Source organism: Limnothrix sp. FACHB-1083 (assembly GCF_014696485.1).
Lineage (GTDB): Bacteria > Cyanobacteriota > Cyanobacteriia > CACIAM-69d > CACIAM-69d > CACIAM-69d.
Window position 1 is genome coordinate 30,465 of sequence record NZ_JACJQD010000014.1, and the last position, 17,907, is coordinate 48,371.

Below are 17,907 nucleotides of genomic sequence, written 5' to 3' on the forward strand. Positions count from 1 at the left end.
AGTGTGGAGACTCTTGACGTAGCTCGGTTACGGCTAATTCTGACATGTCTGGTTTTGTTCAGGCAGCGCACTAACTGCCGATCGGGCGCTGACACGCAAGAGCAGGGAATTACTCACCACACTGACAGAACTGAAAGCCATCAGAGCGGCAGCAGTGGCAGGACTAAGCCCCAATCCAACGGAGGGTAACCAAAGGCCCGCCGCGAGGGGAATGCCAATCGCATTGTACGCGATGGCCCATAACAGGTTTTGGCGAATTTTACGGAACGTTGCGCGGCCGAGCATGATCGCGCTCGGCAGGTCGAGCAGTCGATCGCGCGTCAAAATGACACCGGCAGTTTCGAGGGCAGCATCGGTGGCCGATCCCAGGGCAATGCCAACGGGAGCAGTGGCCAAGGCGGGTGCGTCGTTGATGCCGTCACCCACCATGGCCGGATGGGGCAATTGGCTGATGATTTGGGCTTTTTGGTCGGGTCGCAACTCGGCAACCACGGCCGATCGGGGCAAACCAACCCGATCGGCTAGGGCGTTGGCCACCTCAGCCCGATCGCCCGTCAACACCCGAATATCCAACCCCAGTTGCTGGAGCCGCTGCACGGTGGCGATCGCATCGGGTCGCAACTCGTCGGCGGCCGACAACAGCCCCACCAGTCGATCGCCCTCCGCCACCAAAATTGGCGTTTTCCCCGCCTGGGCCATGTGCTGCAAGGCCAGCTCCACCGACTCCGGCAAAGGAATTCCCCCTTGAGCCAGCCAGGCCCGATTGCCAACCCAAACGGGGCGATCGGCCACTTGGGCCTTGGCTCCCAGGCCCGGTTCCGTCACGAAGTCTTGGGCCGGGAGGGCGGGTAGCGCAGCGGCCGCTTGGGCGATCGCTTGGGCCAGGGGGTGGCGAGTGCCCCGCTCCACGGCCGCCGCCAACTGCACCAGGCGATCGCCCGTCATGTCAGCCACCAGGGGTTGGCGATCGACCAACACCGGTCGCCCCGTGGTGAGGGTTCCCGTTTTGTCAAAGACCACCGTGGCCACCTGCTGGAGCCGTTCCAGCACATCACCACCCCGGATCAAAATTCCCTGTTCTGCGCCCCAACTGGAGCCAACCAAAATGGCCGTCGGCGTGGCCAAGCCCAAGGCACAGGGACAGGCCACCACCAGCACGGAAATGGCGAGCTTCAGGGCCAGTTGCCCAGGGGTCACCGGCTCCGACACCATGGGGGCCATCCCGGCCATGGCCAGGTGGGCGGTGTGGTTGGCGTGGGCGGCGGTTTGGGCGGCCGCTTGCAACACAGCGGGGAATCGATCGCCCCAGAGGGCCCAAAAGCCAAAGGTGAACCCGGCGATCGCCATCACCCCCCAGCAAAAATAGCCCGCCACGCGATCGGCCAAACGCTGGATCGGAGCCTTGCGCCCCTGGGCTTCGGCCACCAATTGCACAATGCGGGCCAATTCCGTGTCGCGGCCAACCCGCTGGGCCCGAATCACGATCGCCCCCGATTGGTTGAGGGTTCCCGCCAACAGGCGATCGCCCGGCTGCTTGATCACCGACTGCGATTCCCCCGTTAACATCGCCTCATCCACCGTGGTTTTACCCAACACCACCACCCCATCCACCGGCAACCGATCGCCCGGCAACACCAACAGGGCTTGGCCCACCTGCACCGTTCCCACGGGAATCGATTCCGTTGGCAGCGCTTCTCCCAATTCCGTGGGTTCCTGGGTCAACCGACGCGCCAGGGCTGGCTTCAGGGCCAGCAGGGCCGTGAAGGATTCCCGAGATCGCACCCGCACCCGGGCCTCGATCGTGCGGCCCAACAGCACAAACCCCAACAGCATGGCCGGCTCATCAAAAAAACAAGCCCAATCCCAACTGGGGTGAACCAAGGCCACCACACTGGCCAGATAGGCCGCACCGGTTCCCAAGCCAATCAGGGAGTTCATGGTGGGAATGCCGCGCAGAAGGGAGCGAAACCCTTCTAGCAAAATCTCTCGCCCCGGAAACAGCAGGGCCAAGGTGGCCACCGCAAAGTGAAATTCCACCCGGCTGATCAGCGGAATGGGCGGGCCTCCCAGCCGATCGAGATGGCCCAAGGTGGAAATCAGCAACAGTACCCCGGCAATCACCAAGGGCCGCCACCAATCGCCCGCCGTGGCCGAGGGTTCCGGGGCGATCGGGGTCAAATCAGCCGAAGTTTGCACTTCGCTGGGAAACCCTGCCCCCGTCAAGGCCGCCGCCAGGGCGGGCACGGTGGCCTGCACATCGGTTCCCGGCAGCAAATCCACCACCGCCAAGCCCGTCGCCAGATTCACATTGGCATCAGCCACCGTGGGTTGGCGTTTCAGGCGATTTTCCACAGCCGCCACACAGCCCCCACATTTCATGCCCGAAACCGTGAGCACGGCCGTGGGTTTGGGGGATGGGGAAGGACTGGTCAGGGTCATAGAATTCACAGGCGATCGAAGCGATCGGGGAAAACGTTGGAATCTGGAATCGGAATCTGAACGTTGGCTGACGGCGATCGGGGAGCCAATCGACGCAGATCGACTATAGCGGTTTGGCGAAAAGGTCGATCGCTCCCCGGCTCGGGTATGCTGCAAACCAGCCTTTTTCGATCGGGTTCTCGATCGCCCCTCGACCGTGACCGACTCTCCGCCTCCTTCCTCCGCTTCCGAATTGCCGCCCCCCTCGCCCGCCGAGCCGGCCGCCAATCTCGACCCTGAACCCCCGCCCCCGGCGGCCCCGGAGCCAACCCAGACCGGGCGATCGATCCTGTCCATTGCCAGCATCGTGGCCGGGGCCACCCTCCTGAGCAAGGTGGCGGGGCTGGTGCGCCAACAGGTGATCGCAGCGGCCTTTGGAGCCGGGCCCGTGGTGGATGCCTTCGCCTATGCCTATGTGCTGCCGGGCTTTTTGTTGATTCTGTTGGGCGGCATCAATGGCCCCTTCCACAGCGCCATGGTCAGTGTGTTGGCCAAGCGCGATCGATCGGAGGCGGCGGTGATTGTGGAAACGGTCACCACGGTGGTTTGTGGGGCCTTGCTGCTGGTGAGTGCGGCCCTGGTGGTGTTTGCGGAACCGGCGATCGGGCTGTTGGCTCCCGGCTTGAGCGTCCACAACACCGCAGCGGCGGTGCAAACCCGTGAGCTGGCGGTGTTGCAATTGCAGGTGATGGCCCCGATCGCCTTCTTGGCCGGGGCGATCGGGATTGGCTTCGGCACGCTCAACGCCGCCGATCTTTACTGGTTGCCCTCGATCAGTCCCATTCTGTCCAGCATCGTCACGATCGGGGCGATCGGCTGGTTCGCTTGGCAACAGGGCGGCTCTGGCCCTGAAACCCTGGCGCTGGGTGGGGTGCTGTTGGCTGCCAGCACCACGGCCGGGGCCCTCTTGCAATGGTTAGTCCAACTGCCCGCCCAAATCAAAGCGGGCATGGGGCGGTTTCGGCTGCGTTGGTCGCTGCGCCATCCGGGCGTGCAAGCGGTGCTGGGCGTGATGGGGCCCGCGGCCCTCTCCTCCGGCATGTTGCAGATTAATCTCTACACGGATTTATTTTTTGCCTCCTTTGTGCCCCAGGCGGCGGCGGCCCTCAACTACGCCAACTTACTGATCCAAACCCCCTTGGGCCTGGTTTCCAACGTGGTGCTTGTGCCCCTGTTGCCGGTGTTGGCCCGGTCAGCGGACGATCGACCCGTATTTATTGATCGGCTTCGGCAAGGATTGTTGGTTTCCGCGATTGCCATGTTGCCCCTCAGCGGCCTGACGATCGCCCTGGCTGACCCGATCGTTCAAGTGATCTACGAGCGGGGAGCCTTCAACAGCAACGATTCCCAACTGGTGGCCAGCGTCTTGATGGCCGCCGGGATTGGCATGTTTGTTTATCTTGGGCGGGATGTGATGGTACGAGCCTTCTATGCCCTGGGTGATGCCAATGCGCCCTTTCGGATCAGTTTGGTCAATATCGGGTTCAATGCGCTGCTGGACTGGTGGCTCGTGCCTCGGTTTGGCGCGGCCGGCATTGTGTTGGCCACGGTGGGGGTGAATGCCCTGGCCATGGCGGCGTTGCTCTGGTTGCTCGATCGACGCATTGGCGGCTTGCCCTGGGGCGATTGGGCCAAGCCCTTTGGCGGTGTGCTGTTGGGAAGCTTCCTGGCTGGGGGGGTGGCCTGGGGGGTGCGCTGGGGGCTGGCGGGATCCTTGGGATCCTCGCTGCTTGAGCAATTGCTGTTGCTGGTGTTGGCGGGTTCAGCGGGGTTAGGGGTTTTTGGGGCCGTGGCTTGGCAGTTGCGCCTGCCGGAATTGCAGATCCTGCTGCGACGGTGGCGACGCAGCGAATAGGCAACGCAGCAAATCAGAGAACTCATCAGGGCATTCAGAACAGTGCAAGGATTCATCGGTACGGGACTCGCAACGCTGCTCACCCTCTCACCCGGGGTTGACTTGCTCCACCAGGGAGCCGTGACTTATCTAAACCGCGTTGGCAGCAGTTGGTTTTGGGGGCCAAACCAGGCGGAACCCCGAGCACAGACAACGGTGCAGCAATATCTCGATCGCCTGAAGGCGGCCGGCATTGACCCCGCTGAACAGGGCCTTTGGTTCCAAGCCAACTGGCGCGTTTTGGCCCAACATCAGGGTAATCGCCCCCTCTCCGCCGCATCCTTGACCAAGGTGGCCACGTCCTTAGCGGCCTTGGAAACCTGGGATCCGAACCATCAATTCATCACGGAAATTTGGGCCGACGGGCCGATCGCCCAAGGAACCCTCCAGGGCAACTTGATTGTGCGCGGCGGTGGCGATCCGATGTTTGTTTGGGAAGAGGCGATCGCCCTTGGGAATGCGCTCCAGCAATTGGGCATCAACCGGGTAACCGGCGATCTGGTGATTGAAGGGCGCTTTGAGATGAACTTTTTGCCCGATCCAGAAGACCCCAACCCACCGGGGCCAGCCCTGGGCGGAACCTTACTGCGCCAAGGGATCAATGGAGCGGCTTGGTCGCCCTTGCTCACCCGTGTCCATGGAACTATGCCCCCCGGCACACCCAAGCCCCAAGTGGTGATTGCGGGAACGGTGCGGCCAGCGTTGGATGCCCTGCCCTCGGCTTCGCCCAACCAACTGCCCAACGCCACCGCCACACCGGGCACGACCACGCCCGTAGCGGGCCGGCGCTTGTTGATTCGCCATCGATCGCTGCCGTTGCTGAGTTTGCTGAAGCAAATGAACCTCTACAGCAATAACTTCATGGCCGAAACCCTGGCCCGCCAGATGGGCGGCGGCGTGAAGGTGGCGCAACAGTTGCGATCGCTCACGGGCCTGTCAGAAACGGAGTTGCGATCGCTCAATGGCTCCGGTTTGGGCCAGGGCAATGCTTTTTCTCCCAGGGCGATCACCGCGATCGGGATTGCCTTGGAACGGCGCTTGCAAGTGCTGGGCATTCCGGAGGGCGTTGCGGCCCTGTTGCCCATGGCCGGGCGCGATCGGGGAACCATTGCTCGGCGCAAAATGCCCGCCGGTTCCGCTGTCAAAACCGGCAGTTTGTTTAACGTCAGTGCCCTGTCTGGGTTTTTGCCCACGCGCGATCGGGGCTTGGTTTGGTTTTCGATCCAAAACCGCAGCACCAAAGTCAACAGCCTACGGGCGGAGCAAGACAAACTCCTCACGGACTTACAAACCCAATGGGGTGGCCCACCGCAACCGGTGGTAATACCGCCCCCGATCGAGCCGTTTTTGGGCGACCCTAGCCGCAACGAACCCATCCAGACCTAGGGCCGATGCTCCAATTCCCGAAACCTATGCACCAACGAGAGTCCGCCAAGCCAGTTGCAGCAACCACAGGCTGAGGCTAGCCGTGGCGATCGTCAGCAGCAGCAGGCCCCCAATCAACAGCAGCACAAACCGTTTGGACACGCGCCCCGGCCCTCGATCGGGTGCGTGCAAATGGGCTTCCAGCAACTGCAAATTTTGGGCATTGGCCTTCCAGGCCACATCCACCAAGTCCCCGAGGGCCGGAACCGCGCCGGCCAGGGTTTCCAAGGCAATATTCACAGTCATGCGGGTGAGCAGGGCGGGCGGTGTGCCCAGGCGGGCCGACTCCCAAACCAGATAAACCGACAGCAAAAAACTCACCAGGTCTCCCCCGATCGGGAGCAGGCCAATCACGGGATCGAGGCCCACCCGGTAGCGCACAATCGGCAGTTCGATCGCGTTGTCCATCAGGGTGGCGATCGCCCGAACCCGTTTCAAGCGTTGCCAATCTTGGCTAGAAAACTGCGGCGTGACCCCGGAAGTGGCGATCGGGGTGGAAGCGGCGGACGATCGGCGGTTCATGGGTGGCAGGGCAGTGGGGCCCCTTGCAGCATTGCCAAAATTGTAGGCGGCGATCGCGAAAGTTCCGTTTTCGATTGCTGTTTTTGAGGCGGACTGTCGTTTAACCCAATGTCCGAAGCAGCAATGCCCAACGCCACAAGATCGGATTCAGCAATGCCCAACCCAGCGATCTCAGTGATCATTCCGGCCTACAACGCAGCGGCTACCCTTTCCCAGACGATCGCCTCTGTGTTGGCCCAAACCGACCCAGATTTTGAAATTGTGGTGGTGGATGACGGGTCGATCGACCAGACCTGGGATTGCTTGCAGGCTTGGGCCGCGCGGGATGCTCGGGTGCGGCCATTCCGGTTTGCCAACGGCGGCCAGGCGATCGCCCGGAACCGAGGCTTAGCCCAAGCACGGGGCCAATGGATTGCCTTTCTCGATGCGGATGATTGGTGGACTCCAGACAAATTAGCGGCCCAGAAGGCGGCCTTGGCCGCCAATCCCCAGGCCGCCTTGGCCTATAGCTGGACGGACTACGTGGACGATCGGGCAGCGTTTTCCCACCGAGGCAGCTATGTCAGCCTGGAAGGGGCCGTGCTGCCCGCTTTGTTACAGCTCAATTTTTTAGAAAATGGCTCTAACCCGCTGATCCGCCGATCCGCCCTGGCGGCCGTGGGCTGGCCGAATCCCGCCGATCCCCGCCCGATCGCCCCCTTTGATCCCACCCTGGTTCCCTCGGAGGATTGGGATTTGTGGTTGCGGTTGGCGGCCCGGTTTCCCTTGGTTTGCGTACCCCGGGTGCAGGTGCTCTATCGGATGGCAGCGGGATCCCAGTCGGCAAATGTGGCCCGCATTGCGCGATCGGGGTTGGCCTGTTTGCGGCAAACCATCGCCCAGCATCCCCACCTGGCCATTCATGGGCCGATCGCCTTTGGCAATTTCTATAAATATTTGCTCTATAAATATCTGGCCCCGCGCTTGGATGCCGTGACCCTGCGACTGAACCCGCCCGATCGCCAAGGGCTGCTCGGTTGGCAATTGGGTTGGCATCTCTTGGGCCATGATCCGGCCTTTGGGCGATCGCCCGGAGCAGTGAAAGCTTTGTTGGGATTACTGTTGATTGGTTTATGTTCCCCAAGGCTGCGGGCTAACCTGCTCGATCGGCTAGGATCCCGCGCCCGCTGGGTGAATCCCCAATCCCTACTGGGCTATATCCGCCGTCCTTCGGGGCCCCATTGATGGGCATCTTGCGTGACACCAAACTTGTCAGATTTTTTCAAAGTTCGTTCAGATTTCTTGGAATTCCCCTTTCCTGATGTTCCCAATGTTATTGATGAGGCAATATCAGGGCGCTGCATCAATAACTCTGAATCAATAACTTTGAATCAAAGATTCTGAATCAAAAACGCTGAATCGAAAAAACTGTATGCGATTTAGGGAATTCCCCATCAAGTCGGGTCAAGATCGGATCAAGACTTCACGATCGACAGATTCCCTAACCTCCGAGCGGCAGCCAGCCCCATGGCCTGCATCCCCGCAAATGCCGTCAATTGAGATTGCGGCGATGGTGTCAACCCCAAACGAACGCTAGGGCCGGGATGAATTGCGACCTTGGGGCTGCCTGAGCGGTGTTGCGTTGATCTGAACAATTGGGCCATGGGCCCGGCATTGCCCCTTTGTCTTCTTTACCTATTGCATTCACGTAGGTCGCTGGCTATGACAGTTGCTTCCATCGCCCTTGAAGTCTCTCCCGATCGCCATCCTTTGGATGCAATTTTTGTGCCTCGGAGTGTGGCGCTGATTGGCGCAACCGATCGTGAAGGGAGTGTGGGGCGCACGCTCTTGACCAATTTGTTGCAAAACCCCTTTGGGGGCACGGTGTTTCCCATTAATCCCAAGCGATCGAACGTGTTGGGAGTCAGGGCCTATCCCTCGATCGCGGAAGTGCCCGAAACCGTTGATTTGGCGGTGATTGCCACCCCAGCGGCCACCGTTCCGGACTTGATTCGCGATTGTGGCCAGGCAGGGGTACGCGGGGCGATCGTCCTGTCTGCGGGCTTCAAGGAAATTGGCCCCGCTGGCATTGAACTAGAAAAACGACTCCTGACCGAAGCCCGCCGCTACAACATGCGGGTGGTGGGCCCCAACTGCTTGGGGGTGATGAATCCGATTTCCGGTTTGAACGCCACCTTTGCCAGCGCCATGGCCCGGCCGGGAAATGTGGCATTCCTGAGCCAAAGCGGGGCCATGTGTACGGCGATTTTGGATTGGAGCTTCCGGGAACAGGTGGGCTTCAGTTCCTTTGTGTCGATCGGGTCAATGCTGGATGTGGGCTGGGGCGACCTGATTGAATACCTGGGCGATGATCCCCGCACCCACACGATCGCCATTTACATGGAATCGGTGGGGGATGCGCGGGCCTTTCTGTCAGCGGCGCGAGAAGTGGCGCTGCAAAAACCGATCATGGTGATCAAGGTGGGACGCACGGAAGCGGCAGCCCAGGCGGCCGCCTCCCACACGGGATCGCTGTCGGGTAGTGACGCGGTTTTGGATGCGGCTTTCCGGCGATCGGGGGTGTTGCGCGTCGAGACGATCGAAGACCTGTTCGACATGACCGAAGTGCTGGCCAAACAACCCCGCCCCCGGGGGCGCAAGTTGATTGTGCTGACCAATGCGGGCGGCCCTGGGGTGTTGGCGGCCGATGAAGTGGTTTCCGGCGGGGGCGACTTGGCCGAGCTGTCACCGGAGACGATCGAGCGGTTAGACCAAGTGTTGCCGCCCAGTTGGAGCCGCCGCAACCCGATCGACATTTTGGGAGATGCCGACCCCGATCGCTATTCCCAGGCCTTGGAAATTGCCGCCGCCGATCCCAACGGAGACGGGCTGCTGACCATCCTCACCCCTCAGGCCATGACCGATCCCACCCAAATTGCTGAACGGCTGCGGCCCTATGCCCATTGCGGGAAGCCGATCTTGGCCAGTTGGATGGGCGGTTCGGCCGTGGCCGCTGGCGAGGCAATTTTGAACCAAGCGGGCATCTTTACCCTCCCCTACCCCGACGCGGCCACCCGGGTGTTCAACTACATGTGGCGCTACAGCTACAACCTGCGGGGACTGTATGAAACCCCCAACGCGGTCGCGGGTAGTTTTGCCGCCGAACCCGATCGAGCCGCCGTCACTCGGATTATTCAACAAGCCCAAGCGGTGGGCCGCAATCTACTCACGGAATTTGAAGCCAAGCAAATCCTGGCCGCCTATGGAATTCCCGTGGTGGAAACCCGCATCGCCACCAAACTCGAAGAGGCCGTGGAAATTGCCAACGATATTGGCTATCCCGTGGCCCTCAAGCTCTATTCCGAAACCATCACCCACAAGAGCGATGTGGGCGGTGTGCGGCTGAATTTGCAAAATGCCAATGAGGTGCGCTGGGCTTACCTGGCGATCGTGGCCGGCGTGGCGATCGCCAACCGTCACAAGTCCCCACAAACCAGCAGCTACACCGAAGAAGGGGATGCGGATCCCCAACGGCGCGTCCTCACAGCGGACTTTTTGGGGGTCACCGTGCAACCCATGCTCAAGTTAGATGGCTATGAGCTAATTCTGGGCAGTAGTGTGGATCCACAATTTGGCCCCGTGTTGCTGTTTGGGTTGGGCGGTCAGTTGGTGGAGGTGTTCCGCGATCGCGCCTTGGGCCTGCCCCCGCTCAACACCACTCTGGCTCGGCGGATGATGGAACAAACTCGCATTTACAAAGCCCTGCAAGGGGTACGCGGCCGGGCCCCCGTGGACTTGGCCGCCCTGGAGCAACTCCTGGTGCGTTTCAGCCAACTGGTGGTGGAACAGCCCTGGATTAAGGAAATTGACATCAATCCCCTCCTCGCCCGCGAGGCTGGCCAGGCCGTGGCCACCGGAACCACCAGTTCGCTGATTGCCCTGGATGCGAGGGTGGTGTTGCACCCGCCCATGGATCCGGCAACGTTGCCCCGGCCGGCCATCCGCCCTTATCCCATTCAATACGCAACCCCCTGGACCCTGCGCGACGGCACAACGGTCAATATTCGCCCCATTCGCCCGGAGGATGAACCGCCTTTGGTGCGTTTCCACGAGAGTTTGTCGGAACAAACGGTTTATCTGCGCTATTTCCACGCCCTGAAACTGAGCCAGCGGATCAGCCACGAGCGTCTGTCGCGGATTTGCTTCATTGACTACGATCGGGAAATGGCCCTGGTGGCGGAGGGGCGCGATCCCAGTGAAGAACGGGAAATTTTGGGAGTCAGCCGCATTAGCAAGCTGCATGGCTCCAATGAAGCGGAGTTTGCCATGCTCATTCGCGATCGCTACCAAAATCAAGGGCTAGGCACGGAACTTTTGCAGCGGTTGGTTGCCATTGCCCGCGACGAAAAGATCGATCGACTGCGGGGCGAAATTTTGCCCAACAACGCCCCCATGCGTCATCTGTGCGAAAAACTGGGTTTCCAAATCCAACGGGCCGCCGATATCACCTTGGCCGTGCTGGAACTCTAGGCTTGACTGAGAACTTGGCTCGAAGTTCGGCTCGAAGTTCGGCTCGGATGGGCGATCGGGGTTTCATCCAAAACCAACCATGGGAACTGGGATAGTTTGCTCAGTTCCCATCAGCGAATCCCGTTAGCGAATCTCATCAACAAACATTCCCGGTCTGGAGTTTTTGCTTAATCATCGTCCTTAAATAGCCCCAACAATGGCCCCAGAACGGCCCCGGCCACGAAGCCGCCCGCATGGGCCCAATAGGCAATTCCACCCCCACTCAAGCCGATATTCATGGGCTGCTGGAGCGATCCCAGCCCATAAAGGGCCTGTTGCAAAAACCAAATACCCAAGTACCAAAAAGCCGCAATTCGTAAGGGGATGAGCACAAATCCTAGGGGCACGAGGGTTAAAATGCTCGCCCGGGGATAGCGCAGGATATAGGCTCCCATGACTCCCGCGATCGCACCGCTAGCACCTAATGAAGGGACAGCAGATAGCGGCGCAAAAAACCACTGGCAAAGCCCTGCAATGGCTCCAGAAGCCAGGTAAAACAATAGGTATTTCACGGATCCCAATCGATCTTCAACATTGTTGCCAAAGATCCACAGGAACAGCATGTTTCCGCCCAAGTGGGCCCAGCCCCCATGCAAAAACTGGGAGGTGAGCAAGGTTAGGGTTTCGGGCAAGTTGGTTCCGGGGATGGTGACTGGATAGCCGTTGAACTGTGCGGTCAGCTCTAAGGGCACGACGGCCCACAACTCAAACAACGCCCGTAATTGCAAGGGGTTGAGGCTGACTTCGTAGAGGAATACGAGCAGGTTGACCCCAATTAGCCCGTAGGTCACATAGGCTGTGCGGCGGGTGGGATTGTCGTCGCCAATGGGAAACATGCGCGATGATCGGGCTGGCTCGATCCAATTGATTTGTCAGGATCCTAGCGCGATCGCCCCTAGCCCGAAGACACCGACAACATCGATCGGGACAAGGCCCCACCACCGGAGCCGGCCGGCCCACCCCCCACCGGATTTGGCGGCGGGCCGTGGCCATTGGTGGGTTCCCGGTGCAGTTCCAAGCGCTCCAAATTGAGGCGATAGCCCACATTGCGAACTGTTTGGATGGTGCTGGGTTGGCGGGGATCGGCCTCCAGCTTTTTGCGCAGGGATAGCACATGGGTATCGACCGTGCGTGGATTGTCGATCGACTCAGGCCAAGCCCGCTGCAAAATTTCCGCCCGACTGAGGGGCACGCCGCCCGCCTGGGCCAGGGCATAGAGCAGGCTAAATTCCTGGGGAGTCAGCTCGATCGCCCGTTCAAACAGCCAAACCCGCCGCTGAATTAGATCAATCCGCAACACGCCACAGTCCAGCAGGGCCGGAGCCGATCGCGATCGGCCCCGACGCACCAGCGCCTGCACCCGCGCCAAAAACTCCTGCATCCCAAACGGCTTACGCAGATAATCATCGGCCCCTGCCCGCAGGGCCGCCACCGCATCCGCCTCGCCCGATCGCGCCGAAATCATCAGCACCATCGGCTGCTGAACCCGTTGCAACCAGGCACAGAATTCCAAACCATCCCCATCGGGCAAATCGGGATCCAGCACAACCAACATTGGCCGTTGGGCCTGGGCCACGTCCCGTGCTTGCTGAAGCGTTGCTGACGGACAAACCACGTAGCCCAGTTGTTGTAAGTGCCACCCCAACAACGAGCGTAGGTGTGGATTCGTCTCAATAATCTGAATGCTAATAGGAGCCACAGGCTTGATTCAACTCGTTGTTGCCCAATGCGGCAGCAGATTCGAGAATTACCCTGTAGCCTAGCAAGGATTTTTTGGACTATTTGTAGCCGAAACTACGCAGATTTAAACTTCATCGTCAATCTGCCTTTTCCAGGAGCGTTGTTAGGAAATCGTTCAGCCCCCTTAGTGATCGAAATGATGGCTCAATTGCCTATCCCCAAACCACTTTCGCCATTGATAGCAATGATCGTTTGGGTTGATGCCTAGGTCAAATTGACTCAGGGGTTACCAATTTTCATGCCCCTTGGATGATCAAAGGAGCGGACTGGGTTTTCGATGGAGAAGGCCTTAGGAGGCGACCTCTTGCCGACATCTTGATCTCGCTACCAAAGATCTTTTTTGCCCCGCAGACGGGTAAAGGTACGAACGGGATCATCTGTGGCCATGGCCGCTTGGACGGCAGGACTATCCCAACGCAGAAAAGGGTTGGTTTGTTTTTCTTGGCCCAGGCTGAGGGGAACGGTGGGTTGCTGGCGCGATCGCGCGAGGCGAGTTTCCTGGAGGCGTTGTTGCAGCGCGGGGTTTTGGGGTTCGATGGTTTGGGCAAATTCCAGGTTGCCCAGGGTGTATTCATGGGCACACCAAATCCGGGTGCTGTCTGGCAGTTGGCGCAGTTGATCGATCGACTGGAGCATTTCGGCCGGTGTGCCCTCAAAGAGGCGACCGCAGCCGGCCCCAAAAATCACATCCCCGGAAAATAAATCGCCCCAACCATCACTGTCGGGGCCGTTGGCGGGAGCGAAGTAATAGGCCACATGGGCGCGGGTGTGGCCGGGCACAAAGAACACTTGAGCGGTGCGATCGGCAAAGGGAATTGTTTCGCCCCCTTCCAAAAACACCTGTTGCGCGGGAATTCGCCCCCGATCGCGCGCGCCCCCATAGACCACCAGCTCGGGAAAGGCCTGCAAGAGGGCCGGTGTGCCCCCCACATGATCACGGTGGTGATGGGTGTTAAAAATTGTGGTGAGGCGGCAATTGAGGGCTGCCAGCCGATCGAGCACCGGTTGTGCTTCCGCCGGATCCACCACGGCGGCCTCTTGACGAGCGCGATCGACTAACAAAAAGATATAGTTGTCCAACAGAGCCGGAATGCGTTCGACGTACATTGGGGTGCGAAATAGAATTAACAACAGACCCCCCACCGCGCGAAGAGCGCGCAAGCGGCGAAAATCGCGGCGGATCGGCCTTGCGACCTCTTCGACATCAGCGTCAATGGCGACGAAAGCGACAGAATTCGACCTTCAGCCAATTCTCGATCGCTTAGATGGAGTCGAGGCGATTCCCCGGCAAGATTACCTGAGCCTGGCCAACTGCCTTCTCAGTGATTTTAAGATGACTGACGATCAGCGGCGGCAAGTGTCCAGGCTCTTTGACCTGGTGAAGTTGGGGCGGGTGCGAATTGTGCATCCATAGGCTGGTCTGGCCATAAGTTTGGCCTGGCCGAGCGATCTAGACCGTCAGAACCCTTGAGCAGATTGGCAAGTTGGCTGATCTGCGGTGGTTCCTCGCCCTTTTGCTGCTGTGCCGCTGATGTCTGTTTTTTCCAAGTCTCAACCCTCGGCCCAACCGCGCCAAGTCACCATTCTGGTGAGCGATCTGTCCACCAAGGGGGTCGGCCGTTGGGGCGGTGCGGTACGCACGTTTTTGTTGGCCCAAGCGCTCGATCGCCTGGGTTATCGAATCCAGATCGTGGGGTCGGTGTTTGGGGAGTTGGGAACGTTGCCCGCTCCGCCCCACTGGCAGGTGGTGACCGTGCCGGGTTGCCCCTATCCCGGCTACTTTCGCTCGATCGCCCGGCTTTGGCCCCAAATTACCGGCGACATTATCTATGCCCAAAAGCTGAAGCCCAGCAGCTACGGCTTGGGGCTGCTGAAGGCGATCGCCCATCGACGGCCGGTGATTGTGGATATTGATGATTGGGAATTGAGCTGGCACGGGGGCGATCACTATCGCTATCGGCTGCGGCCGCGCAAATTTCTGCGCGACTTGCTGGGCAAAGATGGGGAACTGCGCCGGCCCGATCATCCCCTCTATCTCCAGGCGATCGAGTCTTGGGCCCACCACGCCACGGCAATTACGGTGAATACCTTGGCGTTGCAGCAACGGTTTGGTGGGGTTTTGATTCCCAGCGGCAAGGACACGGCCCTGTTTGATCCCGATCGATTCGATCCCGTTGCCGCTCGATCGCGCCAAGGCTGGCAAGACTACAAAATTTTGATGTTTCCAGGAGCCACCCGCCCCTACAAGGGCGTTGAAGACTTGCTTGAGGCCTTAGATCAGCTCAACGATCCACAAATTCGGCTGGTGATCGTGGGGGGCAGTCCCTACGATGACTATGACCAGCAACTACAGGCCCGCTGGGGCCGATGGCTGATCTATTTACCCAAACAACCCGCCTCGGAAATGCCAGGGGTGGTGGCGGCGGCCCATGCGGTGGTGGTTCCCCAGCGGGACACCCCGGAAACCCGCGCCCAATTTCCCCTGAAGCTGACGGATGGCATGGCCATGGGCAAGCCGGTCATTGCCACCCGCGTGGGTGATATTCCGCAATTGCTGGGGGATACGGGGCTGTTGGTGGAACCCAGCCAGCCTCCCCAACTGGCCCAAGCCATTCGCCAGGTGTTGGATGATCCGGAACAATCGGGGGCGATCGGGCGGCGGGCCCGACAGCGCTGCATTGAACACTACAGCCTGGAAGCGATGGCCACGGGTCTGCACCAAATTCTCGATCGATGCTAGGGCGGCGAGGCGGGGCTGCTGCGGGCCGGTGGCCAAGAAGCGGTGGCGGTCGCCCCCCATCGGGCCAATGCCCGGCCTAAAATTCAGATGCGCATTTCTCCAGATCCCCGGGGCGATCGCATCAGGATGTTGCATCAGGTTTTGCCTGATGGGTTCTTGGCTGGTTTTTAGCCACCGCTGCCTCTTTTGGGTAGACCCCGTTCCTTTTTTCTTGTGATCCAATGGCCCGACGCAAATTCCTTTGGCAACTGATTCGGCGCTATCCCCGACAAGCCGCTTGGACGATGATCATGGGCTTCTCGGGGGCCCTGTTCAACGGGGTAAGCACGGCGCTGATTGTGCCAGTGGTGCTGCGCTTTTTGGGCCAGGAAATGGTGCTGTCCGGCGGGCCGCCCATTTTGCGCAAACTTTTTTCGCCCTTTGAGGGACTGCCCGCGGCCTACCAGCCGATCGCCATGGCCGTGGCGGTGGTGGGCACGATCGCCCTCAAAAACCTGGCCACCTACCTCAGCGCCTTGGCCGTCGGAATTTTGCAGCGATCGCTGGCGGCTGACCTGCGAATGAACGCCATTCAGTTGCTGCTGGATGTGAATCTCAGCTACTTTGCTCGCACCCGTGTGGGCGACATCAACAACCGCCTGGGGAATGAAATTGGGCGGGTTTCGGCCACGGTGGCCAATTTGCTGCAATTGGTGGCCACCGTGGTCTCGATCCTGGTGATGGTGGGGCTGTTGTTGCTGCTGTCTTGGCAACTGACGGTGGTGGCCACGGTGTTGTTTGCGGGGGTGGTGTGGATTAATCAGCTTTATGTCAACCAGTCCCGCCAACTGGGGAAGGATGTGTCCCAAACCTCCAAGGACTATTCCGTGGCCCTGCTGGAGATTTTGGGCGGGATGCGGTTGGTGCGATCGGCTGCCATGGAGGCGCGGGAGTTCGATCGAATGCTGCGGCTAACCAAGGCCCGGGAGGCCGCGGAGTTTAAATCCCAGGCCAACTCGATCGCGATCGCCCCGGTCACGGAAGTGGTGAGCGTGGTGATGCTAATGGCGATCGTGGGCATCAGTCGCTGGCTGTTTGCGGATCAGCTCAGCGCCCTATCCACGGTGCTGCTAACCTATCTGACGCTGCTGTTTCGGCTGCTACCCCTGGTGGCCCAGCTCAACCGGTTGCGGGGCCAGTTGGCCAACACGGCCGCCAGTGTGGACGTGGTGGAAGACTTTTTGCGATCGAGCAACAAGACCTTTTTGGCCAATGGTTCCACCCCCTTCACGGGACTGCACCAGGATATTCGGTTTGAAAATCTCAGCTTTGCCTACGAAGGCAGCAGCGAGCTGACCCTCCAAGACATCACCCTCACCTTGCCCCGGGGCACAACCTTGGCCCTGGTGGGCAGCTCCGGAGCCGGGAAATCAACCCTCGTGGAGCTAGTGCCTCGGTTTGCCGATCCCACGGCGGGGCGGATCCTCATCGATGGTCAAGACTTACGCAGCTTTGACGTGCGATCGCTCCGGCGATCCTTGGGCATTGTCAGCCAGGAAACCTTTCTGTTTAACGACACCATCCGCAATAACATCGCCTACCCCATGCCCACGGCCACCGATGAGGAGGTGATTGCCGCTGCCAAATTGGCCAACGCCATGGAATTTATTGAGCGAATGCCGCGCGGCCTGGAAACCACCATTGGAGATCGGGGTGTGATGTTGTCGGGGGGGCAACGGCAGCGGCTGGCAATCGCCCGGGCCTTGCTGCAAAATCCCCCAGTTCTGATTTTGGATGAGGCCACCAGCGCCCTAGATACGGTGTCTGAGCGGTTGGTGCAGGAGGCGATCGAAACCCTCAGCCGCGATCGCACCGTGATCGCCATTGCCCACCGCCTCTCCACCGTGCAGCGGGCCCACCAAATCGCTGTCCTGGACAAGGGGCGCGTGGTGGAAGTGGGCAACCATGCGGAACTGCTGGCCAAGGGCGGAGCCTACGCCAAGCTCTACACCATGCAGTTTGGCAATGCCCGGGTGCAGCAGCCGATGGCCACCGCCAGCGAAACCTTCAACCGCACCTCCTACGAAATTCGCACCCGGCTCAACATCACCGTCGGCTCCCTGCAATTGCTGGTGGATGACCTGGTGGACAGCAACGAGGAACGTCAAGAACTCCTGCGCGAATCCTATCGATCGGCCATTCGGATGTTGAGCACCATGGAGTTGTTTGAAGACGCGCTGCAAGTTCAGCGATCGTTCTACAGCGACTCGGGAGGTGGGGGCATGGATCGCTATGAAACCTTTGCCCAAATTTCCTATCAGGTGCGATCGCGCCTCAGCGAAATTATTGGGGCCCTGCGGCTCATTTTGGATGACTTGACCGATGATCCCGAAGAGGACGAACGGATTTTGAACGATACCTACGCCGCCGCCCTGGAAATTTTGAACATCCTCGAATCCCTAGAAGCCACGGGCAATCAAGCCTAGGGGCCGATCGGGCAATGGGCCACCCTCCCAACGGAAGATGGCCCAAACAGCAATTGGCGACCCGTGAACGATCTCTCCAGCCGTCGATCGCCCGC

Annotated in this window: 12 protein-coding genes; 7 read left to right on the top strand and 5 right to left on the bottom strand. The window is 60.1% G+C overall.

The genetic code is table 11. From position 1 onward, the window contains the following. Positions 1–33: 33 nt before the first annotated feature. Positions 34–2,706 carry a cation-translocating P-type ATPase gene (locus H6F46_RS16190; RefSeq protein ID WP_242028004.1) on the bottom strand — a complete coding sequence of 891 codons (2,673 nt, stop codon included), beginning with the start codon at positions 2,704–2,706 and terminating at the stop codon, positions 34–36. On the opposite strand from H6F46_RS16190, the gene murJ reads away from it, so the two are divergent. Both murJ and H6F46_RS16200 read left to right on the top strand, forming a co-directional pair. After that, the gene (gene murJ / locus H6F46_RS16195) at positions 2,636–4,333 is read left to right on the top strand and encodes a murein biosynthesis integral membrane protein MurJ (RefSeq protein WP_347278350.1); all 1,698 of its coding nucleotides are present in this window, start codon (positions 2,636–2,638) and stop codon (positions 4,331–4,333) included. The two genes, H6F46_RS16190 and murJ, sit on opposite strands and share 71 nt — an antisense overlap. A 42-nt stretch (positions 4,334–4,375) precedes the next feature. After that, the gene (locus H6F46_RS16200; protein ID WP_190355815.1) at positions 4,376–5,758 is read left to right on the top strand and encodes a D-alanyl-D-alanine carboxypeptidase; all 1,383 of its coding nucleotides are present in this window, start codon (positions 4,376–4,378) and stop codon (positions 5,756–5,758) included. A gap of 24 nt (positions 5,759–5,782) precedes the next feature. On the opposite strand, the gene H6F46_RS16205 is transcribed toward H6F46_RS16200, so the two are convergent. Further along, a complete protein-coding gene (locus tag H6F46_RS16205; protein WP_099532587.1) occupies positions 5,783–6,319 on the bottom strand; it encodes a DUF4112 domain-containing protein in 537 nt (178 codons plus the stop codon). Between the two features lie 108 nt (positions 6,320–6,427). Between H6F46_RS16205 and H6F46_RS16210 the strand changes: the two genes are divergently transcribed. Together H6F46_RS16210 and H6F46_RS16215 are read left to right on the top strand one after the other, a co-directional pair. Next, positions 6,428–7,543, top strand: coding sequence for a glycosyltransferase (locus H6F46_RS16210; protein WP_190355814.1), 1,116 nt, complete (start codon positions 6,428–6,430; stop codon positions 7,541–7,543). Between the two features lie 477 nt (positions 7,544–8,020). Continuing rightward, a complete protein-coding gene (locus H6F46_RS16215) occupies positions 8,021–10,828 on the top strand; it encodes a bifunctional acetate--CoA ligase family protein/GNAT family N-acetyltransferase (RefSeq protein ID WP_190355813.1) in 2,808 nt (935 codons plus the stop codon). Between the two features lie 167 nt (positions 10,829–10,995). Here H6F46_RS16215 and H6F46_RS16220 read toward each other — a convergent pair whose 3' ends face one another. The 3 genes from H6F46_RS16220 to gloB all read right to left on the bottom strand — a co-directional run bounded on the left by H6F46_RS16220 (position 10,996) and on the right by gloB (position 13,714). Continuing rightward, positions 10,996–11,703, bottom strand: a complete 708-nt coding sequence (locus H6F46_RS16220; RefSeq protein ID WP_190355812.1) for a rhomboid family intramembrane serine protease — start codon at positions 11,701–11,703, stop codon at positions 10,996–10,998. A 59-nt stretch (positions 11,704–11,762) separates the two neighbouring features. Beyond that, a complete protein-coding gene (locus tag H6F46_RS16225; protein ID WP_099532591.1) occupies positions 11,763–12,566 on the bottom strand; it encodes a response regulator transcription factor in 804 nt (267 codons plus the stop codon). A gap of 365 nt (positions 12,567–12,931) precedes the next feature. Further along, positions 12,932–13,714 (bottom strand): hydroxyacylglutathione hydrolase, encoded by a 783-nt coding sequence (gene gloB / locus H6F46_RS16230; protein ID WP_190355811.1) that lies wholly within the window; start codon positions 13,712–13,714, stop codon positions 12,932–12,934. A 106-nt stretch (positions 13,715–13,820) separates the two neighbouring features. On the opposite strand from gloB, the gene H6F46_RS16235 reads away from it, so the two are divergent. The 3 genes from H6F46_RS16235 (at position 13,821) to H6F46_RS16245 (ending at position 17,812) form a co-directional block, all read left to right on the top strand. Further along, positions 13,821–14,021, top strand: a complete 201-nt coding sequence (locus H6F46_RS16235; RefSeq protein ID WP_099532592.1) for a hypothetical protein — start codon at positions 13,821–13,823, stop codon at positions 14,019–14,021. Positions 14,022–14,105: 84 nt separating this feature from the next. Then, positions 14,106–15,347 (top strand): glycosyltransferase family 4 protein, encoded by a 1,242-nt coding sequence (locus H6F46_RS16240; protein WP_347278349.1) that lies wholly within the window; start codon positions 14,106–14,108, stop codon positions 15,345–15,347. Between the two features lie 221 nt (positions 15,348–15,568). Then, entirely contained in the window at positions 15,569–17,812 is a 2,244-nt protein-coding gene (locus H6F46_RS16245) for an ABC transporter ATP-binding protein (protein WP_190355809.1), read from the top strand. The last annotated feature ends 95 nt before the right edge of the window (positions 17,813–17,907 follow it).